Below are 22,722 nucleotides of genomic sequence, written 5' to 3'. Positions count from 1 at the left end.
AGCCCCACCCGCAGTGGCAGAAACGTCTCTCATATGACTGGGTGTCAGTAGACGCGAGCGTGGAGAAGGGAGCAGGCATGGCCCCACAGCAGCGACGGGCCCGGTCCCGGCGGCTCGCGTGCGTCGCGGCGACGGTCGCCGCGGCGGCCGCCCTGGCCGCCGGCACGGGATTCGCCGCAGGACTGGGGGTGGTGGCGGTCGGTGATCCGCCCGCTCCGACGCCGACGTCCCCGGCGGCGGTACCGGGCGCGAGCCGGCCGCCCGTCGCCCTGGCGCCCATCCCGGGTCAGGCGACCGCCTCGCCGCCGCCCGCCCTGGCCATCGCGCCCAGCCCTGCCCTCGCTCCGGTCCCCGCCACCGCGTCAGTCCCCGCCGTCCCGGCAGTCCCGACAGTCCCCGTCGTCCCCGGCCCGCCGGCAGTCCCCGGCGTCTCGTCCGTCCCGACGAACTCCGCGGCTCCGAGCAGCCCGCTGGTCCCGGCGGGCCCGTCCGTCCCCGTGCCGCCCGCCGTCCCGGCACCCGCGAAGGACGTCCCCGCCTTCGGCGCCTATCTCGACTACGGCCCGCGCGGCGTGTCCCGCATCGCCGAGCTGAGCCGGTGGCTGGGCGGCGCCGAACTGCGCGTCGGCCACACCTATCTGCCCGGCGACCTGTGGAGCAACATCGAGGGCCGACCCGGCTTCCTCGACGCGTGGGCGGACTGGCGCACCCAGCGGGAGGACCGGATCCTCGTCCTCAACGTCCCCATGCTGGAACGCAACGAGGCGGGCGTCCCCGACCCCGAGGTGCGGACGCTGTTGCGGCAGGGCGCCGCCGGACGGTTCGACCACCACTTCCGGGCCCTCGCCGAGCGGCTGGTCGCGCTGCGGGTGCCCGACACGGTGATCGTGCTCGGCTGGGAGATGAACGGCATCACCTACACCCACCGCTGCGGCCCGGACCCGGAGGCCTGGAAGACGTACTGGAAGCGGATCGTCACCGCCATGCGTTCGGTGCCGGGCCAGAGGTTCCGGTTTGACTTCGCCCCGAGCCGCGGCAGGGACGCCGTTCCCTGGACCGCGTGCTATCCCGGGGACGACGTGGTCGACATCGTCGGCATGGATTCCTACGACCAGCCGGCCGGAGTCTCGTTCGACGAACAGGTGAATGAGCCCTACGGACTTCGGCACCACGTGGACTTCGCCAAGCAGCATGGGAAGGCCATTTCCTATCCGGAATGGGGGCTGTTCCGCAACGGGGACAACGCCGAGTACATGCGGCGCATGCTGGCCTGGATGAACGAGCACAAGCCGCTGTACAACACGCTGACCGACTACTGCCCGCACGGCGTCTGGCAGTGTGACCGTAACCCCGAGGCGGCCGAGGTGTACCGGACCGTCCTGTCCGGTCGGACCAAGGACAAGGAGCGGACCGCCGCGCCCACGACACTCCCCAGGACGCCTCCCACGGTTCCGCCCACCACCCCGCCCGTCACCGCGCCCGCCCCGCAGCCGTCCGCGAACTGCACGCCGCTGGAGGTGGGCGACTGGGTCGAGTACTGGATCGGCGGGAAGCTGTGCATGCGCCTCGACTGGTGGGCGCGGTTCCGCTGACCCCGGCGCGCCGACGGGGGCGGCGGGCCGGGGTCAGGACCCGCCGCCGCTGCCGTCCCGCTCCCGCCACCGCCGGACCAGGTTCCGGCCCCCGCCGCGGACTTCGGCCCGGCACAGTGCCGCCGCCAGCAGCGGGGCGGTGCGCCGCCGGGCCAGCAGCAGCCGCCGGTTCGGCACCGGCTCCGGGCGCCAGTGGTGCTTGTACGGCTCGTCGCCGCGCAGCAGGCTGAGCGTCTCCTGGCCGGACAGCCGCCCGGCGCAGGCGTCCAGCAGCATCACCGCCACGTCCACCCGGCGTTCGCGCAGGCCCGGATGGGCGCCGTACAGATAGCCGCCCGCGAGCCGCGGCGACAGCAGCGTCAGATCGACGGCGACCACCTCGCCGTCCAGCCGGAACTCGGTGACCACCGCGTCCCCGGACCGCACCATCGGCCCGGCGGCCCGCACCAGATGGTCACGGAACCGGGGCCGCAGATGCTCCGGCGTCACCTTCCGTCCCTGCCACTGGAGCCGGTGCAGCTCCAGCAGCCGGTCCAGGGCCCGCGCCACCTCGCCCGGGGCGACGGCGTGCCGTTCGACGCCGAGCGCCTCCAGCCGGCGCAGCTTGGCCCGCACCCGCTGCCGCGCCTTGGTCGCCGGCAGCCGGGCGATCAGGCCGGGCATGGAGAGCGGGGGCAGTTCCAGGCAGAGGGAGTCGTCGAGGCGGCGGCGCGGTCCGCTCCACCGCTCGTAGACCCGATCCGCGGCGCCGCCGGGGCGCACTTCGCGCAGGTCGATCAGCGCGCCGCGGGCCTCCCGGGCGAGCGCGTCGGTGAGCGCGGCCACCGCCGTGTCGCCGTGCGTGTCGTCCAGCAGGACGTCGCCGTAGTCGGACACCGCCCCGCCGAGCGGCACCAGCGCGGGCAGCGGGCCGCCGGTGCGCATCAGCGGGGCCGCCGCGACGAGGTCGGCGCCGGACCGCACCAGCACCAGCCGCAGCCGCCCGGGTCTGCCGTACGACCGCCACCAGGAGTGCAGCCAGGCGTGCGTCTGGAACGGCGTCGCCGTACCGCACCGCCCGTACAGCCGCTCCCAGGCGGGGCCGAGCGCGGCGAAGGCGGCCTCGTCGGTGACCACCTCCACGGCGCAGCCGGGTGCCGGGCCGGCGGTGGGCGGGGCGGGTGCGGTGTCCGTCGGGTTCACAGCGCTCCGCGGGTGTCGGGGGCCGGGGCCTGGCTGGGCAGGGTGGCGGGGCGGCCGGTCGGGTCCGGGGCGCGCCGGGGCCGCACCAGCAGGGCGAGCCCGCCGAGCAGCCCGCCCGCGCTCGCGCCGACCAGCCCGGTCACGGCCGGGGAGGCCGAGGACGGCTCGGTCGGTTCGGTGGCGCGGGCGAACTGCTCCAGCTCGACATGGGTGGACTCGGCGGTCTCGCCCGCGTGCCGGGTGAGCGCGCGGGCCACCGCGTCGGCCATGTCGGCGGCGAGGCCGGGGCGGGTGGAGGTGGCGGTGATGGCGACCATCGGGGCGTCCGGCGAGGTCGCCGTCCGCACACTCGCCTTGAGCGTCTTCACCGGGACGCCCGCCTCCTCCTGGGCGTCGCCGAGCACCGCGAGCTGGGTGGCGACCCGGCCGTAGGCCTGGGCGAAGCCGAGTGCGGCGGCGGGGTCGGACCGCTCGGTGGGTACGGCGACGACATAGCTGGTGGCCGTGTACGCCGGCGTCCTCACCATGCCGTACCCGCCGCCCAGCAGTCCGCCGGCCAGCACTCCGGCGGCCAGCAGGGACCAGGGCGGCAGCGCCCCGAGGCGGGACAGGGCCGATGACCCGTGGGACGGCGTGGGCGCGGGGTGCGCTCCGGGGGCGGGGTGCTCGGTCATGAGGCGGTGACTTTCTGCGGAGACGGGGAGCAGGACGGGGAGACGGTCCGCGTGTACACGTCCATCAGTTGGGCGGCGCTGCGTGTGATGCCGTAGTGGCGGGCCGCGGCGGGGGCGGTGCGCGGCGCCGGACCGGCCGCGCGGACCTCGGCGACGGCCCGTGCGAAGGCGTCCGCGCCGCCGGTGACGCGGCGGGCCGTGGGGGCGCTGTGCGGGGGCAGGTCCTCGAGCGCGGGGCAGGAGGCGTAGCGCACCGGCAGCCCGGACGCCAGGGCCTCCACGATCGCCAGCCCGAACGCCTCCTCGGGGGAGGGCGAGGCGAGGACATCCATCGCGGAGAGCAGCGAGGGCAGATCGGGGCCGGGGGAGCCGTCGGGGACGTACGGGCGTTCGCCGGTGAAGAGCACCCGGTCGGCGACGCCCGCCTCGTGCGCGGTGCGGCGCAGCGCGTTCTCCTCCGGGCCGCCGCCGACCAGCAGCAGCCGGTGGTCGGCGGGCAGCCGGGCGAGGGCGTGCACGAGGACGTCGAAGCGTTTGCCCGAGGTGAGCCGTCCGACGCCGCCGACGACGTACGCGCCCTCCGGCAGGCCCAGCCGCTCCCGGGTGCGGTGCCGCAGCTCCGGGTCGAAGCGGAAGCGGGGCAGGTCGATGCCGTTGGGCACCACCGCGATCCGGGGCGCGGGCACACCCCAGCGCTCGAGGCGGCCGGCGACCGTGGGGGAGACGGCGACCGTCGCACGGCCGAGGCGTTCGCTCGCGAGGTAGAGGGCGCGGACGCCGGCGCGCAGCGGGCGGCCCTCCATCTGCGCGTCGCCGAGGGAGTGTTCGGTGGCGACGATCGCCCGTACGCCCGCCAGCCGGGCGGCGAGCCGGCCGTAGACGCAGGCCCGGTACAGGTGGGTGTGGACGAGGTCGTAGCCGCCGGCGCGGATGACCCGGACCAGGCGGGGCAGGGCGGCCAGGTCGCGGTTGCCGGCCATGCCGAGGTGGACGACCCGGACGCCGTCGGCGATCAGTCCGTCGGCGACCGCGCCCGGGTTGGTGAGGGTGACGACGTCGCAGTCGACGGGCAGATGGCGCAGCAGGAGCCGCAGCTGCTGTTCGGCGCCGCCGACGCCGAGGCCGGTGATGATGTGCAGCGCCTTCACCGCGGCCCCTCCACCGGTCGGCGGCGCAGCCGGTGCAGCCGGTACTTGAGATGGAGGCGTACGGCGGTGTCGTTCTGCCCGATGTGGAGCCGGGGCAGGGCGTGCGGTCCGGTGAGCGGGCCGGGGTCGATGGCGCAGGCGTAGCCGTATCCGGCGGCGCGTACGGCGTCCATGGCGCGGCGGTCGACGGTGCCGTACGGATAGCAGAACCCGGAGACCGGAGCACCGGTCAACTCCGCGAGCAGCGCTCGGCTCTCGGCGGTCTCGGCGCGCAGCACCGCGTCGTCCGCCCGGGTCAGATCGGTGTGGGTCAGCCCGTGCGAGCCGATCTCCACGCCCTGGCCGGCCGCGTGCCGGATCCCGTCGGCCGTCAGCAGCGGCCTGCGCGGGCCCAGCGGATCCCAGGTGTTGTCGCCGCCCAGCAGGCCCGGCAGCACGAACAGCGTCGCGCCGAAGCCGTGGCGGCGCAGCACGGGCAGGGCGTGCTCGACGAAGTCGGCGTATCCGTCGTCGAAGGTCAGCCCGACCAGCCCGCGGACCCTCCCGGCGGCGCGGGCGGCCAGCAGCTCGGCGACGGACACGCCGCGCAGCCCGCGCCGGCGCAGCCAGCCCAGCTGCCGGTCGAGCCGGGCGGGCGAGACGGTGATGCGGTACGGGTCGTCGGAGCAGTCGCCCACGGAGTGGTACATGGCCACCCACGGAACCGGGCTGGTACGGGAGGCCGGGACGGCCCGGGCGCCGGGGGCGGCGGAGTCAAGGGATGCGGCCATGTGCGAGCCTTCGGGTCACGGAGCGGACGGAACGGAGTACGGGGTCGACACCCTGCGCGCCCAGGGCCCGGCCGAGCAGGGCGAACACGACGGTCACGGCCGGCAGGCCGACGGCGAGCGACGGAACCGGATCGGCCAGGAGGCTCGCGGCGAACGCGCCCGCGACCGTCGCCACCAGCGCCGCCCCGACCGGCCGGCTCAGTTCCAGCAGCACCCGCCGCACCCGGATCGGCACCGCCCCGCGCCGGCGGCCGCCGGCCAGCAGCAGGGCGGCGGTCAGCGTGATGCCGGCCGCGTTGGCGGCGGCGATGCCGCTGGTGCCCCAGGGCCCCACGGTCCAGGCGCCGATCCAGGAGGTCACCACGATCCCCAGGGCCATCGCGGCGACCGGATACCAGGTGGGCCGGCCCGCCGAGAAGTACGAGCGGATCAGCGCGCCCACCAGCGTCTGGGCGAGCAGCCCGAGCGCGTACACCCGCATCACCCGCGCGGTCGCCGCGGTGTCCTCGGCGGTGAACGCGCCCCGCTGGAACAGCACTTCGACGATCTGCGGGGCGCAGGCGACGACCGCCGCCGTGCCCACCAGCACCATGCACGCGGCCAGCGCCAGATCGCGCTCCACGCGCGCGCGTGCCCGCTCGGTGTCTCCGTCGGCCAGCGCCCGCGCGACCACCGGGAAGGTGACCGTGCACAGCATCAGCGACAGCGTCATCGGGATCTGCGCCACCTTCTGCGCGTAGTTGAGGTGAGAGATCGCCCCGGCGGGCAGATGGGAGGCGAGGAACCGCTCGACGAGCACCTGCGACTGACGGCACAGCGCGAACAGCAGTACGGTCGCGACCAGCGCGAGCGCCACCGGCCGCGCGCTCTCCCCGGGCCCGCCCTCCGGCTCCTTCGCCGCCCTCGCGCCCAGCTGCCGCAGCAGGAACGGCAGCTGTACGGCGATCATCAGGAGCCCGCCGACCGCGACCCCGAGCGCCGCCGAGCGCACCCCCCAGCGCCCGCCGAGCACGAACATCGCCGTGATGATCCCGGTGTTGTACGCGACGTAGATCGCCGCCGGGGCGAGGAAGCGGCGGTGGGCGCGCAGGGCGGCGCTGCAGTAACCGGCGAGGCCGAAGGTGAGCACACAGGTCGCGGTGAGGCGGGTGCAGTCGACGGCGAGGGCCGGGTCGGGCAGGCCGGGCGCCAGCGCCCCCACCAGCCGCGGGGCGAGGGCCACGACCAGGGCCGCGGTGCCGGCCAGGGCGAGCAGCAGCCGCGGCATGGTCGCGGCGACCAGCGCGCGCACCGGATCGCCGGGGACACCCCGCGCCCGCCGGGCCAGGGCCAGACTGAACGCCGGGACGAGCACGAAGGCCAGCCCGTCCTCGATCAGCAGGGTGGCCGCGAACTCCGGCACGGTCCAGGCCACCAGGAAGGCGTCGGTGTCCCTGCCCGCCCCGAACAGCCGGGCCAGCGCCTGGTCCCGGGCGAGCCCCAGCACCGCCCCGGCGACCGAGAGCGCGGCGGTGAGGAGCGCGGCCCTGGCGAGGAAACCCCGGGATTCCTGGGGGAGTTCGGCACCGCGCTCGGGAGGTGGGACGGGGACGGTGGGCGTGTCGGGGACTTCCCGGCGGCCGGCGTCGCCGGGACCGTCCGGCCGGGGTGCCCGAGGCGGCGTCACCGTCATCGCGCCGGTGCCTCCTCCTGGTGGCTGTCGACCGGTTCCTCCGGGTGGCTCCCGGTCAGCCCCCACCAGGCGGCGAGCCCGAGGCCGATGGCGGTCAGGACCGTGGAGGGGCCGCCGATGTCGGCGTAGAGGAAGTCGGTGAGCTGCCACACCAGCAGCCCGCAGGCGACCAGCGCGCAGTCCAGGCCCCGCGCCCGTCCGGCGCGCACCCGCCGCAGCCCGCGCAGCGCGCAGACGAGCAGCGCGGCCCAGCTGCCCGCGAGCGTCAGCAGCCCGATCAGGCCCTGTTCGCCGAGCACGAGCAGATACATGTTGTGCGGGGAGAGCAGCGGCTGCCGGTGATAGGCGGCGCCCGCGCCCTCCGTGTCGCTGCCCGACGACAGCGCCAACGAGGCGTGCGTGTCCCGGTACTCGGGGAACGCCTTCAGGCCGACGCCGGTCAGCGGCTGTTCGCGCCACATGCCGACGGCCGCCGCCCACATGGTGTACCGGTCGGTGACCGACTGGTCGGGCGCGTCCGTGACCTGGGTGATGCTGGCCATCCGCTCCTGGAGCACGGCCGTACCCATCCCGAACCCGCCGACCAGGATCACACCCGCGGCCGCCACCGCTGCCCCCACCCGCAGCGCCCGCCGCAGCCCGGCCAGCGCCAGCTGCACCGCGCAGGTCACCGCGGTGGCGATCCAGGCGCCCCGGCTGAAGGAGAGCGCGAGCGGCACCAGCAGCGCCAGCGCGCAGGCGACGGCGGCGGCCCGCTGCCGTACGGGGGACCGGCCCAGGGCGAGGCCGACCGCGCACACCACCCCGAGGGACACCACGGTCGCCATCCCCATGACGTCCTGCGGCCCGAAGGTGCCGACCGCGCGGATCAGCCGGCCCTGGTAGGAGGCGCCGGTGCCGGTCACGTACTGGTGCGCGCCGACCGCGCCCTGCCACCCCGCGAGCCCCACGAACGACCAGGCCAGCAGCCGGAAGTCGCCCCGGTCGCGGACGAGCAGCGCGACGGCGGCCGGGACCAGCACGAACAGCTGGAGGTAGCGGCCGAGGCCGGTGAGCCCGGCGCCCGGCGAGGCCGCGCCCGTCGCGGCGAGCGCGAGCCCGACGACCGGCAGCCCGAGCACGACGGCGGCGGTCCGGGTGAGGGGGCGCCGCCGCTGCCGCAGCAGCCGGATGCCGCAGAAGACGACGACCAGCGCGGACAGCGCGTCGGCCGGTCCGGCCCCGCCCTCGTCGCCGGGGGCGACGGGCAGGGCGAGTACGGCGATCACGGCCACCACCGGCAGCACGGGGGCCAGCGACCGGAGGCGGGACCGTCCGGTCACGGGCAGCACGAGGCTCATACGGCTCAGCTCCCCGTCGGCCGGACGAGCGCGGCCGCGGTGCGCAGCAGGATGCAGACGTCCTGCCACAGCGACCAGTTGTCGATGTAGGTGTTGTCGAAGCGGGCCCGGTCCTCGATGGAGGTGTCGCCGCGCAACCCGTTGACCTGGGCGAGGCCGGTGATACCGGCCCGCATCCGGTGGCGGGCCGCGTATCCGGGGTAGGTCTGGCTGAACCGGCTGACGAAGAACGGGCGTTCCGGGCGCGGGCCCACCAGGCTCATGTCGCCGCGGAAGACGTTCCACAGCTGGAGCAGCTCGTCCAGCGAGGTGCGGCGCAGAAAGCGGCAGAACCACGGCATGTCCCGCTCGTTCGCCACGCTCCACCGGGTCGCCGCCTCGTGGGCGTCGGCCGGGCGGTGGGTGCGGAACTTGAGCAGGGTGAAGGGGCGCCCGTCCTTGCCGATGCGCTCCTGCCGGAACACCACCCCGGGCCCGTCAACGGCCCGCAGCGCCACCGCGCACATCAGCAGCAGCGGACTCACCACCAGCAGCAGCGCCCCGGACAGCACCACGTCCAGCAGCCGCTTGCCGACGCCGCCGCGCCGCCCGGACCCCAGGTCCAGGCGCCGGCAGGCGAATCCGGCGAGCTGTTCGGGAGCCGCGTACGACGGCGAGTCGGCGTCGACCTCCCACACCGCGCACCCCGACTCGGCGAGCGCCCGCAGCAGCGGCCCCTGCTGGGTCCGCACCGACGGGTGCACGACCAGGATCTCCCGTACGTTGTTCTGGATCAGCGCCCGCTGGACCTCCTCGCCGGTGGTCAGCACCGGCAGCCCGTCGACACCGTCCGGGCGCTCGGCCACGATCCCCACCGGGCGCACCCCGCAGCGCGGGTGCCGCAGCACGGCAGCAGCCACCCGCCGCGCGGTCCGGGCGGGCCCGACGACCAGCGCGGCGTGCGGCTGCCGCAGCAGCGCGGCGCGCCGCCGCCCGTGCACCACGGCCCGCCCGGCGAGACCGGCCGCGCAGTGCGCCGCGCAGCCGGTGGCCAGGGTGCGGGCGGACAGCGCGTGGTGCGGGTCGTACGCCGCGACCAGCGCCGCCAGCGCCAGCCAGGCCACCGTGATACGGCCGCACACGGCGGGCAGTTCGTCCAGCGCGCCCTGGTCCCGGCGCGGCGGCCGACGCGGGCGCAGCAGCAGCGCGGCGGAGACCAGCAGGGCCATCAGGACCGGGCGGCGGTGCCCGGCGAGCGCGAGGGAGCCCAGCAGGGCGGCCGGCAGATCCGCGAGCAACAGCAGCCGCAGTGGCAGTGGCAGCGGCGGCGGCGCGGCGGGCCGGGCCGGAGGGCGCCGGGCGGGGAACCGGGAGCCCGAGCCGCCGCTGCGCGGCGCCGGCACCGAGACGGGCGGGACGCCGTTCCGCCGGGGCTGGGCACGAGGAGAGGGGATGGCGCTTTCGGCAGCACCTTCCGCAGTACTTTCCGCAGTCACGAGTGGATGGACTCCCTGTACTCGGTGGGCGCGACGTGCGCGCCGGGCCCGCTGCCGAGCAGATCGCGGTAGAGGCCCACGACCGCCGCGGCCATCCGCCGCGCGTCGTGCGCCGCCACGACGTGACGGCGTGCCCGATGCCCCAGCGACGCGCGCAGCGGCGGATCGAGCAACAGCCGCGCGACGGCTCCGGCGAGCGCCGCCGGGTTCTCCGCGGGCACCAGACAGTGCGGCCGCAGCGCGGGCGGCAGGCTCTCGCGGGCGCCGTCGACATCGGTCACCACCACCGCCCGGCCGCAGGCCATCGCCTCCAGCGGGGCCAGCGCCATGCCCTCCCAGCGCGACGGCAGCACGACCAGATCGGCCGCCTGGTACCAGGGCACGGCGTCGGCGACGGCGCCGACGAGCCGTACCGACGCGGAGGGCGCCAGCCGGTCGCGGTCCGGGCCGTCGCCGACCAGCACCAGCCGCGCCCCCGGCACCCGCGCGCGGACCGACTCCCAGGCGGCGAGCAGGACGTCCTGCCCCTTCTGCCGGCACAGCCGGCCGACACAGACGACCAGCGGGGCGTGCGGACCGATGTCTGAAGCGAGGTCCGGTCCGACGTCCGGTCCGACGTCCGGTCCGACGTCCGGACCGGCCTCCGGAGCGAGGTCCGGAGCGAGGTCCGGCAGCAGCGCCGCGCGCACGGCGGCGGCGTCGGCGGGGCGGAAGCGTTCCGGGTCGACACCGTTGGGGATCACCGCCCAGCGCCCGCCGACCCCGGCCCGTAGCCCGGTAGCCCGCTCCGCCTCGCTCACGCACACCGTCCGGTGCGCCCACCGCGCCCCGCGCCGCTCCCAGGCGAGCGCCAGCGCGGCGGTCACCCCGCCGACCGCCTCGAACGACCAGGCGTGCGGCTGGAACACGGTCGGGATCCGCCCCCGTACCGCGAGCCGCCCGGCCAGTCCCGCCTTCGCGCTGTGCGCGTGCACCAGATCCGGCCGGACGTCCGCGAGGAGCCGGGTCAGCCGCCGCACCTCACCGACGAGCGAGGGCCCGGGCGCGCGCGTCGCCTCCCAGCGCCGTACGTCGGCGCCCGCCGCCCGCAGCCGGTCGGCGAGTCCGCCTTCCGGGCAGGCGACGGTCACGTGCAGGCCGGCAGCCAGCTGAGCCCGGGTCAGTTCGGTGACGACCCGGGCGACTCCGCCGTCGACGGGCTGCGTGAGGTGAAGGACCCGCGGCCAAGGGCGGGGTGCTGACTGGTGCATGCGCGGGGAACGAGCCGGAAGGCCGGCTGGTCACCACCGTTCCCCAAAGGTTTACGGAGATCGAACATCGCCGAGTCGCGGCGGCCGTTCGTGCGATTTGCGGGCTATATGGGTGTGTCGAGATCACTCCTTTGGAGGCGGAACCCCGGCGCGTCTCGCGCGTTTTCACAACGCCGGGCATCCGCCCGGATGTTTGTGTCAACCCCAAGGAGCACCTCTCCATGTCGCGTATCGCGAAGGGCCTGGTCCTGACCTCCGCCGCCGTCGCCGCGGTGGCCGGCACCGCTGGTGTGGCCGTGGCCGACTCCGGCGCCCAGGGCGTGGCCGCCCACTCCCCGGGCGTGCTGTCCGGCAACGCCATCCAGGTTCCGATCCACATCCCGGTCAATGTCTGCGGCAACACCGTCGACATCATCGGTCTGCTGAACCCGGCATTCGGCAACACCTGCGTCAACGACTGACGTCGGACGCCCTTTGACGACCGGCCGCACTCCCGCGGGGAGGGCGGCCGGTTCCGTGTGCGCTGACCCGAATGGAGGGCGCGGCGCCGACACGCCCCGCACTGCTTGACACGGTCCTCACCAGCGGTGATGTGACCAGCGGCGGATATACGGAGGGTGTTCGACGGTTGCGGAGCGCGACGACCGCTCGCACGGTGAACGCAAGACCCGACGCAATCGAAAGGAACACTCATGCGTGGTCTGCCTGTTCGGCGTGTCGCCTCCTCCGCCCTCTGCGCCACCGTCGTTCTCTCCATCGCCGGACCGGCCGCCGTCGCGGCCGACCACGACTCCGCCCGCGAGCGCACCCGTACGACGGCCAAGGCGGCCGTGCCCGGTGCGGAAGCCCTGCTCGCCCAGAACAGAGACCTGGACGGCCTCGGCTCCGTGCTCGACCCGATCACCGATCTGGTGGAGAGCATCCTCAAGGCCGAGGACGGTCAACTGCCCGCCGACGAGGCGAGCGAGATGGCCGCGGAGGTGAAGGAGGCGATCGCCGAGGCCACCGAAGCGATCGAGGCGATCGAGGCAGACGCGGCCGACGACGCGACGGAGACCGGCGAGGCGACGGAGGCGGCACCGGCAGTTCCGGCTGTCCCGAGCAGCCCGGCCGCCGTACCGAGCACTCCGGCGGCCGTCCCCAGCAGCCCCGCTGCCGTCCCCAGCAGTCCGGCCGCTGTCCCCAGTCCCGCCGCCGTTCCGAGCAGCCCCGCCGCCGTGCCCAGCAGCCCGGCGGCGCCCTCGTCCCCAGCGGTCCCGCCGGTCTCCGCCGCGCCGAGTGCCGCAGCCTCCGTGCTGCCCTCGCTGCTCCCCGCAGTCGACGAGACAGAGGCGTCCGCCGCCGACGTCACGGCGGACGCGCTCGCCGCCCTCCAGAAGACGGTCGACGAGCTGCTCGCGGCCGCCACCTCCGGCAAGGTCGACGAGGTGATTCCGGCCGCCACGGCCGTGGTGACCGGACTCGTCAACGTCCTCACCGCCACGCTGCTCGGCGGCGAGCTGCCCGAGCCGACCATCGCCGGTCTGCCGCCGCTGCCCAGCCTGCCGGCCACCACGCCCGCCGCAGCGGCCACGCCGGCCACTCCGGCCACGCCCGCGCTGCCGGTGGCGCCGCCGGTCCTCCCGGCGGGCGTACTGCTGCCGACGTCCTGAGCCCGCGGAGCGCGTCGCCGCGCCGACCTCGCGGGTCGGCGCGGCGACCGTTCATATGTCTTCTGCGTGCGGGGTTTCCGAGCCGCGTGGGGATCGTTGGGCACGGCGTCCGCATCACTCCGGCGGCACGAGTCGCCGAAGAAAGGAACACGATGAAGTCCCTGAAGGCTGCCGCTGTCGTAGCCGGGTCCGTGGTCATCGCCGGTGCCGCCGCGCCCGCGTACGCCTACAACACCGCCGACCTCACGCCCACCAGCCTCAACGGCGCCGTGAACACGCTCACCAAGGGCCCCATCAAGCCCATGGACCTGATGCCGCTCAAGCACCAGTCGCGGGCGCTCGACACCGAGAACAAGGACTCCGTGCTCAGCACGGTGAACGGTGCGACCGACACCCTCAACGCCAAGGGCGGTCTGCTCGGCGGCCTGCCGATCCAGCGCTGACGTACGCGCACCGCACCCTCGCGCCGACGTACGCGCCCCGACGCGGACCGCGATCCCGCGTCCCAGACAGGGCCGATTCCGCCCCACCGGGAATCGGCCCTTTGCGCTGTTCGAGCGAGCCGCGCGGGTCCGTCCCTCGTTCGGGTGGCAACCGCGGTGGCCATCGGCCGCTCGGGTGAGAACCCGTCCGGCCCCCTTCCGGCGCGTCGATAAGGTCGCGCGGTGACCACCACCCCCACCGAATCCCGCCGCTTTCCCGCCAACGACCTGGGCACCCTCGTCATCATGGCCTGGAGCGGCGAGGCCGCCGACGAACGCGACATGCCCTATCTGCTCGCCTGTCCCCTGGGTGACGGCCCCGACGGTCCCGAGGCCACGTCCGCCGCCGTGGCGAAGATGCTGACGGACAGCGGCCTTCCCCTCGGCGGCGAACTCGTCGACGGCACCCTGCGGCCGAGCCTGCCGGTCAGCCTGCTCGTCGTGGCCGGTCAGGCGGTCGTCACCATGCCGCGCCTCAACGCCCAGTGCACGGTGGGCGAGGACTGGCTGGCGGCGGTCGCCGACCGCGGCTTCGCCTACTTCATCTTCACCACCCGCCCGTGGTCCGGTGACACTCCGGGCAGGACCGTCACCCCCGAGGAGCTGACCGCGTTCGCGGGTGACGAGGAGACCTTGAAGGCCGCCGCGCACATCGTCCTGCCGGCCCGCAGCCTGCGAACCTGATGGACGGGTCCGAAGACCACCGCACGCGCCCGGCACCGGCGGCGCGCACCGCCGGTGCCGGGCGCGGGTTCGCGCTGCTGCTGGTCGTCATGGGAGCGGCGGGGCTGCTGGCCTCCTGGGTCATCACGCTCGACAAGTTCAAGCTGCTCGAGGACCCGGACTTCACCCCTGGGTGCAGTCTCAACCCGGTGCTGTCCTGCGGCAGCGTCATGGAGAGCGACCAGGCCGCCGCCTTCGGGTTCCCCAATCCGATGCTGGGCCTGGCCGCCTACGCCGTCGTGATCTGCGTCGGCGTGAGCCTGCTGGCCGGGGCGGCCTTCCCCCGCTGGTACTGGCTCACCTTCGACGCGGGCTGCCTGTTCGGCGTCGGCTTCGTCTCCTGGCTCCAGTTCGAGTCGCTGTACCGGATCAACGCCCTGTGCCTGTGGTGCGTACTGGCGTGGATCGTGACCGTGATCCTGTTCTGGTACGTCACGTCCTTCGCCGTACGCAACGGCTTCCTCCCCGCGCCCCGCGCGCTGCGGGCGTTCCTCGACGAGTTCACCTGGGTGCTGCCGGTCGCGCACCTCGGCGTGATCGGGATGCTGATCCTGACTCGCTGGTGGGACTTCTGGACGAGCTGAACGAGCTGAGCGAGCTCAGCAAGCTGGACGATCTGCATGAGCTGCATGAGCTGCGTGAGCTGACAAGTCGGACGTCGTACTACTACTAAGTCGTACTACTACTAATCGGACGTCGTACTACTGCGGCACTCGGGGGAAATGTGCCCGGGGCCGATCTCAGGAGGGTTCTCAGGCTCGTTACGCGGTACGGACGCCCAGCCCTCCGACTCCTGAAAGGGACCCCGCCTGAGATGAAGCCGACCACCCGAGGAACCCTTGCCGCCGTCGTCACCGGCGTCGCGGCCGCGGTGGGAGCCACCACCGCGTCCCCCGCCGCCGCGGCCGGCACGGTCCCCGTCCCGCTGCCGCTGGAGGGGGCCGAGCGGTCCCTCAACATGGAGCTGCCCGAGGTCGCCGGCGAGCTGCCGCTGCTGAAGCCGGGCGCCCCCGACGGCCCGCGGTACGTCACGGGCCGGCTCCTCCCGGACCGGGCGCTTCCGCAGCTGCCGGTGAGCGGCGGGCTGCCCGGCGCGGACGTGACCGCCCCGCTGCCGCGCCTGCTCGGCGACGACTTCGATCATCTCGGCGTCCAGGCCCCCGCCTCCGACCTGCGCACGCTCGCCCCGGGCCTGGCGGTGGACGCCCCGCTCACCGCGCCCAAGGCCGAGAACTGGGGGCTGCCCGACGCGAAGCTGCCGCAGCTGGGCGTCGTCGCGCCGGTGCTCCAGACCGTGCCGGGGGCCGCGCTCGTCATGGGGCCGGGACTGTAGGGACACCGATCGCGAAGGGCCACGGGCCCGGGCGCCGCGCCGTGGCCGCCCGGGCCCTTCGCCTGTCCGTGGCGTGTAGCGGCCGTGCACGGTGACCGAGGGCGGGGACGGGCGGTTAGTCCCGTACGGACAACCGAACCCGGACGAGGAGCACACGATGGTCGTCAGCGTCGGCGGAGTCGCGGTGGGCGCGGAGCACGGACCGGGCGGTGGGGACAGACCGTCGAGACCGGGCAGCGGGGAGGGACCGTCGAGGCCGGGCAGCGGGGACGGGCCGTCGAGACCGGGCGCGGCGCGCCGCACCCGGCGCGACCTGCTGCGCGGACTGTTCGCCTCGGCCGCCGCCCTGACGATCGCCCCACTGGTGGCGGCGTCCCGTCCCGCGCGCCGGGACGAGCCGCCCGCGGACCTCGCCTTCGACGAGATCTACCGGGGCCGGCACATCGTGGGTGCGCCCGCGGACGCCGCCGACCGCGCGCTCGGCGCCGACGAGTGGCACGTCACCGTCGACGGTCGCGTGCTGCATCTGATGCGCCGCGCCGACGGCGGCTGGCTGACCATGGTCGACCACTACCACTCGTATCCGACCCCGCTCGAAGCCGCCCGTGCGGCCGTCGACGAACTGGGCCCGGGACAGCAGCTGCGCGAGACGGGCCCCGCCGAGGGGCATCACGAGGGGCATCACGAGGGGGGACATCATGGCGTACACCCGTAAGGACGTCAGCACGCTGACCCGCGCCGAGCGGCGCCGGTTCGTGAAGGCGCTGCTGGAGCTGAAACGCCGGGGCGAATACGACGAGTTCGTGCGGATGCACATCGAGTACTACGTGGCGGACGGCGAGCGGGGCCTGCGTACGGCGCACATGGCGCCCTCCTTCCTGCCGTGGCACCGCAAGTTCCTGCTGGAGCTGGAGAAGGCGCTGCACCGGATCGACGCGTCGGTGTCCGTGCCGTACTGGGACTGGACCCGTGACCGCGGGAAGTCCTCCGTGCCGTGGACCGAGGACCTGCTGGGCGGCAACGGGCGGCCCTCCGACCGGCAGGTGATGACCGGGCCGTTCGCCTACGCGCAGGGCAACTGGACGCTCACGGAGGGCGTGACCGACGGGCAGTTCCTGACGCGCGACCTCGGCCGGGCCCGTGATCCCATCGAACTGCCCACCAGCGACGAGCTGGAGTGGGCGATGAAGGACCCCGTCTACGACGTCTCGCCGTGGGACTCCACGGCCACCGGGGGCTTCCGCAACAAGCTGGAGGGCTGGGGCACCGGGCGGGGCAGTTCCTCGTGGCGCAACCACAACCGGGTGCACCGGTGGGTCGGCGGCGCGATGGTCGGCGGCGCGTCCGTCAACGACCCGGTGTTCTGGCTGCACCACGCCTTCATCGACCTGCTCTGGTCACGCTGGCAGCGGCGTCATCGCGAGCACCGCTATCTGCCGGCGAAGCCGCCGGGGTACGGCGATCTCCAGCACGGACGGGTCGTCGCGCGGCACGAGAAGCTGCTGCCCTGGGACGTGACGCCGGACGAGCTGGAGGAGCACGGCGGGATCTACCGGTACGCGTGAGCCCGCGGACGCGCGGGTGCGCGGATGCGCGGACACGGGAGAGCCCCGGCGCTCGGGGGTGCCGGGGCTCGGACGCGGCGGGGCGTCAGCTCTTGCCGTACTCGTTGTCGTCGTGGCCGTTCTTGTCGTCGTCGTCCTTCTTCTTGTCCCCGTCCTTGTTGACGCAGGGGTTGCCGAAGGCGGGGTTCAGCGCGGCGATCACGTCGACGGTGTTGCCGCACAGGTTGATCGGCACGTGGATCGGAACCTGGATGAGGTTGCCCGACAGTACACCCGGCGAGTGGACGGCCGCGCCCGAGGCGCCCGCGTCCGCCGTGGCCAGGCCGGCCCCGCCGAGGACCATGGCGCCCGTGCCGAGCGCGACACCGGCTGCCTTCGCGATGCGAGACATCACGTTCTCCTTACGACTCGATGAGCACGACGGCAGGTGGCGCCGCCGCACTCCCCGTTCAACGCGGCGGATCTTGGCGGGTCACGGCGATCAGGCACGGATCACCCTTCTTGAAGAAGGGCGGGGCGGTGGGGCGCCGGGGAACGGCGCCGCGACGCGAGATGCGCGTACCTCGGCGCACCTCGCTGCACCTCGATCACAACAAGCCCAAGTCCTGTCCGGAACGGGGCCTTTACCGACCGGCGGCAGACATACGAAAGCCCTCCCGGAGGGGAGGGCGGAGGGTGGGCGCCCCCGGCAGGACTCGAACCTGCGGCCAAGCGCTTAGAAGGCGCCTGCTCTATCCACTGAGCTACGGGGGCCGGGTGTGGTGGCCTCTGTCGTGGTGCCCGGGTGTGGGCCGATCCGTGACGTTGCCGGGGACAAGGATAGGGCTCCCGCATCCTTGACCCTGTTGCTTCGCCTCCGTGGCTCGATGTGGAGGTTCGGTGAAGCGGTCCTGATAATCGCAGGCAGGTGCGAATCGTGCAGCGCTTTTGACGCCTTACGCACCGGGTGTTGTGCACTCGTTATGCCTGGACTGCCTTCGTGTCCCAGTCATCCCTTCCGTCCCTTGTGTTCTGTCGGCGCGCAGACATGCTCATATGCTTCAGAAATCCCATAAAATTGGGCATTCTTCGCATGTGGTGACCTTGGACGTACGGCCTCAACTGCTCGACGCACTCTCCACGCTGCGCGACCGCGTCGCCGCCGCACGCTTCCCGCTGCCCCTGGCGGGGGCCCCACGCGCGCGTGCCAACCGCGACGAACTGCTCGCCCAGCTCGACGACTACTTGGTGCCCCGGTTGAGACAGCCCGAAGCGCCCTTGCTCGCCGTCGTGGGGGGATCCACCGGCGCCGGGAAGTCGACCCTCGTCAACTCGCTGGTCGGACGGCGGGTCAGCGAGGCGGGCGTGCTGCGGCCGACGACCCGGACCCCCGTGCTGGTCTGCCACCCGGAGGACCATCACTGGTTCAGCGGGATGCGGGTGCTGCCCGACCTCACGCGCGTGTGGGTGTCCCCGCAGGACGCCGCCGACGATCTGCTGCTCCCCGGCGAGAACCCCGCGCGCGTGCTGCGCGTGGAGTCCGCCGAGACCCTGCCGCCCGGCCTCGCCCTGCTCGACGCGCCCGACATCGACTCCCTCGTCGCCGACAACCGCGTCCTCGCCGCCGAGCTGATCTGCGCCGCCGACATCTGGATCATGGTCACCACGGCGGCCCGGTACGCCGACGCCGTGCCCTGGCATCTGCTGCGCACCGCCAAGGAGTACCAGGTCAGCCTGATCACCGTGCTCGACCGGGTGCCGCACCAGGTGGTCTCCGAGGTCTCCCGGCAGTACGGCGCCCTGCTCACCAAGGCCGGCCTCGGCCACGTGCCCCGGTTCACCGTGCCCGAGCTGCCCGAATCGGCGTGGGGCGGCGGACTGCTGCCCGCCACCGCCGTCGCGCCGCTGCGCACCTGGCTCGTCCACCAGGCCCAGGACCCCGCCGCCCGGCAGCACGCCATGGCCCGCACCGCGTACGGCGTACTGGACTCCCTCAAGGCCCGGATGCCCGAGCTGGCCAGCGCCGCCGCCGCACAGTACGCCGCCGCCCTCCGCCTCACCTCCGCCGTCGACACCGCCTACGACAGCGAGCACGCGCGCGTGCGGAGCCGGCTCCAGTCCGGGGCCGTGCTGGCCGGGAACGCCCTCAAGCGCTGGCGGGCCTTCCCGCTCGACTGCACCGCCGGGGAGCTGCTGGACGCGCTCGTGGAGAGCCTGGGCGACCTGCTGCTGTGCGCCGTCACCGCCGCCGACGAGCGCGTCGACGAGGCCTGGCGGCGCGAACCCGCGGCGGGCGCTCCCGGGCTGATCGCGGACCACGATGCCCAGCCGGAGACCGTTGTGCACCGGATCGGCCTCGCGGTCCGGCGGTGGCGGCGCGAGCTGGAGGAGTACGCCGAGGAGGAGGTGCGCGAACTCGAACGGAGCCCGGCGCCCGACCCCGAGGTCGTCGCCGCACTGGTCGCCACGGCGCTGCTCGGCGGCCGCCGGGCCCGGTCCGCGGGCGAGGGGCTCGCCGAGCGGATCGGCGCGCACGGGGCGCTGCGGCTGCGTGACCGGGGCGGCCGGCTGCTCGCCGAGCACCTGGACCGGGTGATGCACACCGAGCGCGAACGCCGCCTCGCCCCGCTCGACGCCCTCGACGTCCACCCCGAACCCCAGGCCGAACTCATCGCCGCGCTGTCCGTACTGCAGAAGGAGAGGTGACCGGTGACCGCCGTCACTGACCAGGACCACACGGAGCACGCCGATCACGACGGTCACTCCGATGAGACGGATCGCGTCCTCCAGGGGGAGGGCCGGACTCCGGAGGACGAGGGCCGCGCCCCAGGCGAGGGTGATTCCGGTGCCGCGAACGCGGCCTCGTCCTCGGCGGCCGACGCGGACCAGCGGGCCAGGGACCGCGGGGACCGGGGGGACCGGGAGGACGACGCACGCGCGCGCGTGAAGCAGCTCGGGGCCGACGACTCCCGCGCGGAGGGTGTTGCGAAGGGTGACGTGAAGGGCGGCGGGGCGGAAGGTGATCCGAAAGGCGCTACGAAGGGGGACGCGAAGGCCGATGCGAAGGCCGACGGGCGCGGGAAGGCCGATGGCGACGCCTCACCTCGTAGGGGGCGTCGGAAGACTCGTACGGAGCGTCCGGAGGCCCGTACGGACCGTGTGGAGTCCCGTACGGACCGCGTGGAGGCCTGTACGGATCGTTCGGAGGCCCGTACAGACCATTCGGAGTCCGGGATCGTCTGGGACGACGGGCTGATCGCCCGCCGGGTCACCGAAGGTGCCGCCCAGGCCGAGCAGGCCGTCGTCGTCGAGACCCGCCTCAGCGGGCCGCAGGCCGCGGCCCCGCTGGTGTACGACGGGTCGCTGCGGTCGCGGCTGGACGCGCTGCGCGAGCTGGTGGGGCTCTCCCGCACCCGGCTGGACAGCCGGACGCTCGCCGAGGCGGGACGGGTCCTCGACGAGGCCGCCGCGCGGCGCCGGCTCTCCGGGCAGCACACCGTCGTCGCCATCGCGGGGGCCACCGGCAGCGGCAAGTCGCAGCTGTTCAACACCCTCGCCGGGGTGACCATCTCGGAGACCGGCGTACGCCGCCCCACCACGGCCGCGCCCATCGCGTGCAGCTGGAGCGACGGGGCGGCGAGCCTCATCGACCGGCTCGGCATCCCGCCCCGGCTGCGGCGGCGGCCCGCGCAGCACGCGGACCCCGACGGGCAGTTGCGCGGCCTCGTCCTGGTCGACCTGCCCGACCTCGACTCGGCGGCCGTGCAGCACCGGGAGCAGGCGGACCGGGTGCTGGCCCTCGTGGACGCGATCATCTGGGTCGTCGATCCCGAGAAGTACGCCGACGCCGTGCTGCACGAGCGCTATCTGCGGCCCATGGCCGGACACGCCGAGATCATGTTCATCGTCCTCAACCAGACCGACCGGCTGCCCGGGGAGGCCACCGAGCAGGTCCTCGACGATCTGCGGCGGCTGCTCGACGAGGACGGGATCGCCCTCGGGGAGTACGGCGAGCCCGGCGCGACCGTGCTGGCGCTGTCCGCGCTCACCGGGGACGGCGTCGGCGAACTGCGCGAGGCGCTCGGCCAGTTCGTCACCGAGCGGGGCGCACCGGCCCGGCGGATCTCCGCGGACCTGGACGCCGCCGCGTGGCGGCTGCGGCCCGTCTACGCCACCGGCCGGCGCAGCGGGCTCAGCGAGGCGGCCCGGGACGAGTTCTCCGCGCGCCTCGCCGACGCGGTGGGCGCCACCGCGGCCGGGGAGGCGGCCGAGCGGGCCTGGCTGCGCAACGCCAACCGCGCGTGTGGCACGCCCTGGCTGCGGCTGTGGCGGTGGTGCCAGGGCCGGAACGAACCGCTCACGGGCCGGATGTCGCTCCGGACGCAGGCCGAGGAGGAGGCCACCGCGCGGCAGCGGGTCGAGCAGGCGGTGCGGACGGTGGCCGACCGGGCGGCGGCCGGGCTGCCCGCGCCCTGGGCGCAGGCGGTGCGGGAGGCGGCCGTTCGCGGCGCGCAGGGGCTGCCGGAGGCGCTGGACGAGCTGGCGGCGCGGGCCGGGCTGCCCCCGGGGCGGCCGCCGCGGCCCGGCTGGTGGCCGGCGGCCGTGCTGGCGCAGGCCTCCATGACCATCCTGCAGGTCCTCGGCGGGCTGTGGCTGGTGGGGCAGATCGTCGGAGTCATGTCGCCGAACCTCGGGGTGCCGGTGCTGCTGATGGTGTCCGGGATCGTCGGCGGGCCGCTGGTGGAGTGGGGCTGCCGGATGGCGGCGCGGGGGCCGGCCCGGCGGTACGGGATGGAGGCGGAACGAAGACTGCGCGAGGCGGCCGCCGGGTGCGGGCGGGCGCGGGTGCTGGATCCGGTGGCAGCGGAGCTGCTGCGGTACCAGGAGGTGCGGGAGCAGTACGGGCGGGTCGTCGGGGCGGGGGTCGGGGGGAGGTAGGCGCGAGGCGCCGGCGCTGGGTGGGGGGTGAGGCGCCGGCGCTGGGTCGGCGCGAGGCACTGGGTGGGTCACCGGTGGGGGAGCCCCGTCACCCGTGTGGGTGGCGGGGTTTTCCACAGGTCGGGGGTGGTCCACAGGGCGCGGCGAGCTTGGCGGGACGGGGGCAGTCTGAGGGCGCGGCGATCGCGACGGACGCGGTCGCCGGGCCAGACGCTGCCGTACGGGAGGGCCCGTACGAGGGAGGGGCTGACGATGAACGAGACGATCATCTGCGCGGTCGGCAACGTGGCGACCCCGCCGGTCTACCGGGAGACGCCGACGGGTCCGTCGACGCGGTTCCGGCTGGCGGTGACCGCGCGCTATCTGGACCGGGAGAAGAACACCTGGACGGACGGGCACACCAACTTCTTCACGGTGTGGGCCAACCGCCAGCTCGCCGTCAACGTCAGCAACTCGCTGACCGTCGGCGAACCCGTCATCGTCCAGGGCCGGCTGAAGGTGCGCACGGACGCGCGGGAGGGGCAGAACCGCACCTACGCGGACATCGACGCCATCGCGATCGGGCACGACATGACGCGCGGCACCTCGCTCTTCCGGCGCTCGTCACGCGCTGAGGGTCCGGCGGCCTCGCCCCCGCGTCCGGAACCCAACTGGGAGACACCCCCGGACGGTTCCACCACACCCGACGAGACTGGAGCCCAAAAGCAGCAGGAGCCAGCCCTGGTGACGTGATGTCAGGCAACGCACTGAGGTGACCGAAGTGCGGGCTTATCGGCGAATACGCTCCGAACAACCCGGTGTATTTGTCGATAAGCCCAGCTCAAGCCCGCCCCGGCGATAACGATTACGAGTCGGATCACGCCTCCGACGGGATCACCGGGAAAGGCGGCGCGCCCGCCTCCCTAGGATGCCGGACATGGCTCCAGGGGCTTGACCACTCTGCTGGC

General features: G+C 74.4%; 21 protein-coding genes and 1 tRNA gene. 12 read left to right on the top strand and 10 right to left on the bottom strand.

The window, feature by feature from the left end:
• The first annotated feature begins 77 nt into the window (after positions 1 to 77).
• On the top strand, positions 78 to 1,592 hold the full coding sequence (locus ACZ42A_RS16105; protein ID WP_468527817.1) for a glycoside hydrolase family 26 protein: 1,515 nt from the start codon (positions 78 to 80) through the stop codon (positions 1,590 to 1,592).
• 33 nt (positions 1,593 to 1,625) lie between these two features.
• On the opposite strand, the gene ACZ42A_RS16100 is transcribed toward ACZ42A_RS16105, so the two are convergent.
• Genes ACZ42A_RS16100 through ACZ42A_RS16065 form a run of 8 tightly spaced genes read right to left on the bottom strand, consistent with a single transcriptional unit; the run spans position 1,626 to position 11,103 of the window.
• Positions 1,626 to 2,714 (bottom strand): GNAT family N-acetyltransferase, encoded by a 1,089-nt coding sequence (locus ACZ42A_RS16100; RefSeq protein ID WP_468528094.1) that lies wholly within the window; start codon positions 2,712 to 2,714, stop codon positions 1,626 to 1,628.
• A gap of 56 nt (positions 2,715 to 2,770) precedes the next feature.
• On the bottom strand, positions 2,771 to 3,448 hold the full coding sequence (locus ACZ42A_RS16095) for a YveK family protein (RefSeq protein WP_468527816.1): 678 nt from the start codon (positions 3,446 to 3,448) through the stop codon (positions 2,771 to 2,773).
• Positions 3,445 to 4,596, bottom strand: coding sequence for a glycosyltransferase (locus ACZ42A_RS16090; protein ID WP_468527815.1), 1,152 nt, complete (start codon positions 4,594 to 4,596; stop codon positions 3,445 to 3,447). The genes ACZ42A_RS16095 and ACZ42A_RS16090 overlap by 4 nt, the downstream gene beginning before the upstream one ends.
• Positions 4,593 to 5,366, bottom strand: a complete 774-nt coding sequence (locus ACZ42A_RS16085; RefSeq protein WP_468527814.1) for a polysaccharide deacetylase family protein — start codon at positions 5,364 to 5,366, stop codon at positions 4,593 to 4,595. The genes ACZ42A_RS16090 and ACZ42A_RS16085 overlap by 4 nt, the downstream gene beginning before the upstream one ends.
• Complete coding sequence (gene murJ / locus ACZ42A_RS16080) at positions 5,350 to 7,038, bottom strand: murein biosynthesis integral membrane protein MurJ (protein WP_468527813.1); 1,689 nt, start codon at positions 7,036 to 7,038, stop codon at positions 5,350 to 5,352. The genes ACZ42A_RS16085 and murJ overlap by 17 nt, the downstream gene beginning before the upstream one ends.
• The gene (locus ACZ42A_RS16075; RefSeq protein WP_468527812.1) at positions 7,035 to 8,378 is read right to left on the bottom strand and encodes an O-antigen ligase family protein; all 1,344 of its coding nucleotides are present in this window, start codon (positions 8,376 to 8,378) and stop codon (positions 7,035 to 7,037) included. Before ACZ42A_RS16075 ends, murJ begins: the two co-directional genes overlap by 4 nt.
• 5 nt (positions 8,379 to 8,383) lie before the next feature.
• Positions 8,384 to 9,853 carry an exopolysaccharide biosynthesis polyprenyl glycosylphosphotransferase gene (locus ACZ42A_RS16070; RefSeq protein WP_468527811.1) on the bottom strand — a complete coding sequence of 490 codons (1,470 nt, stop codon included), beginning with the start codon at positions 9,851 to 9,853 and terminating at the stop codon, positions 8,384 to 8,386.
• Complete coding sequence (locus ACZ42A_RS16065) at positions 9,850 to 11,103, bottom strand: glycosyltransferase (RefSeq protein ID WP_468527810.1); 1,254 nt, start codon at positions 11,101 to 11,103, stop codon at positions 9,850 to 9,852. The genes ACZ42A_RS16070 and ACZ42A_RS16065 overlap by 4 nt, the downstream gene beginning before the upstream one ends.
• A gap of 221 nt (positions 11,104 to 11,324) precedes the next feature.
• Between ACZ42A_RS16065 and ACZ42A_RS16060 the strand changes: the two genes are divergently transcribed.
• The 8 genes from ACZ42A_RS16060 (at position 11,325) to ACZ42A_RS16025 (ending at position 16,858) form a co-directional block, all read left to right on the top strand.
• Positions 11,325 to 11,564, top strand: a complete 240-nt coding sequence (locus ACZ42A_RS16060; protein ID WP_468527809.1) for a chaplin — start codon at positions 11,325 to 11,327, stop codon at positions 11,562 to 11,564.
• A gap of 231 nt (positions 11,565 to 11,795) precedes the next feature.
• Positions 11,796 to 12,755, top strand: coding sequence for a hypothetical protein (locus ACZ42A_RS16055; RefSeq protein ID WP_468527808.1), 960 nt, complete (start codon positions 11,796 to 11,798; stop codon positions 12,753 to 12,755).
• Positions 12,756 to 12,907: 152 nt separating this feature from the next.
• Positions 12,908 to 13,198: a hypothetical protein gene (locus ACZ42A_RS16050; RefSeq protein ID WP_468527807.1), complete on the top strand. Its 291-nt coding sequence runs from the start codon at positions 12,908 to 12,910 to the stop codon at positions 13,196 to 13,198.
• Between the two features lie 222 nt (positions 13,199 to 13,420).
• A complete protein-coding gene (locus ACZ42A_RS16045) occupies positions 13,421 to 13,921 on the top strand; it encodes a DUF5949 family protein (protein ID WP_468527806.1) in 501 nt (166 codons plus the stop codon).
• Complete coding sequence (locus tag ACZ42A_RS16040; RefSeq protein ID WP_468527805.1) at positions 13,921 to 14,544, top strand: vitamin K epoxide reductase family protein; 624 nt, start codon at positions 13,921 to 13,923, stop codon at positions 14,542 to 14,544. Before ACZ42A_RS16045 ends, ACZ42A_RS16040 begins: the two co-directional genes overlap by 1 nt.
• Before the next feature lie 230 nt (positions 14,545 to 14,774).
• A complete protein-coding gene (locus ACZ42A_RS16035; protein ID WP_468527804.1) occupies positions 14,775 to 15,293 on the top strand; it encodes a hypothetical protein in 519 nt (172 codons plus the stop codon).
• 157 nt (positions 15,294 to 15,450) lie between these two features.
• Positions 15,451 to 16,008, top strand: coding sequence for a tyrosinase family oxidase copper chaperone (locus ACZ42A_RS16030; protein WP_468527803.1), 558 nt, complete (start codon positions 15,451 to 15,453; stop codon positions 16,006 to 16,008).
• Positions 15,992 to 16,858 (top strand): tyrosinase family protein, encoded by an 867-nt coding sequence (locus ACZ42A_RS16025; protein WP_468527802.1) that lies wholly within the window; start codon positions 15,992 to 15,994, stop codon positions 16,856 to 16,858. Before ACZ42A_RS16030 ends, ACZ42A_RS16025 begins: the two co-directional genes overlap by 17 nt.
• 85 nt (positions 16,859 to 16,943) lie before the next feature.
• On the opposite strand, the gene ACZ42A_RS16020 is transcribed toward ACZ42A_RS16025, so the two are convergent.
• The gene (locus ACZ42A_RS16020; protein ID WP_468527801.1) at positions 16,944 to 17,249 is read right to left on the bottom strand and encodes a chaplin; all 306 of its coding nucleotides are present in this window, start codon (positions 17,247 to 17,249) and stop codon (positions 16,944 to 16,946) included.
• 289 nt (positions 17,250 to 17,538) lie between these two features.
• Positions 17,539 to 17,611, bottom strand: a tRNA-Arg gene (locus tag ACZ42A_RS16015).
• 321 nt (positions 17,612 to 17,932) lie between these two features.
• Here ACZ42A_RS16015 and ACZ42A_RS16010 point away from each other — a divergent pair.
• From ACZ42A_RS16010 to ACZ42A_RS16000, 3 genes are all read left to right on the top strand, one after another.
• Entirely contained in the window at positions 17,933 to 19,543 is a 1,611-nt protein-coding gene (locus tag ACZ42A_RS16010) for a dynamin family protein (RefSeq protein ID WP_468527800.1), read from the top strand.
• 3 nt (positions 19,544 to 19,546) lie between these two features.
• The gene (locus ACZ42A_RS16005; RefSeq protein WP_468527799.1) at positions 19,547 to 21,775 is read left to right on the top strand and encodes a YfjP family GTPase; all 2,229 of its coding nucleotides are present in this window, start codon (positions 19,547 to 19,549) and stop codon (positions 21,773 to 21,775) included.
• A gap of 252 nt (positions 21,776 to 22,027) precedes the next feature.
• Positions 22,028 to 22,507 carry a single-stranded DNA-binding protein gene (locus ACZ42A_RS16000; protein WP_468527798.1) on the top strand — a complete coding sequence of 160 codons (480 nt, stop codon included), beginning with the start codon at positions 22,028 to 22,030 and terminating at the stop codon, positions 22,505 to 22,507.
• Positions 22,508 to 22,722: the final 215 nt, after the last annotated feature.

The organism is Streptomyces sp. NPDC030838 (genome assembly GCF_055572035.1).
The sequence above is the reverse complement of the archived record's forward strand: the minus strand, read 5'-3'. Positions and strand labels throughout refer to the sequence as shown.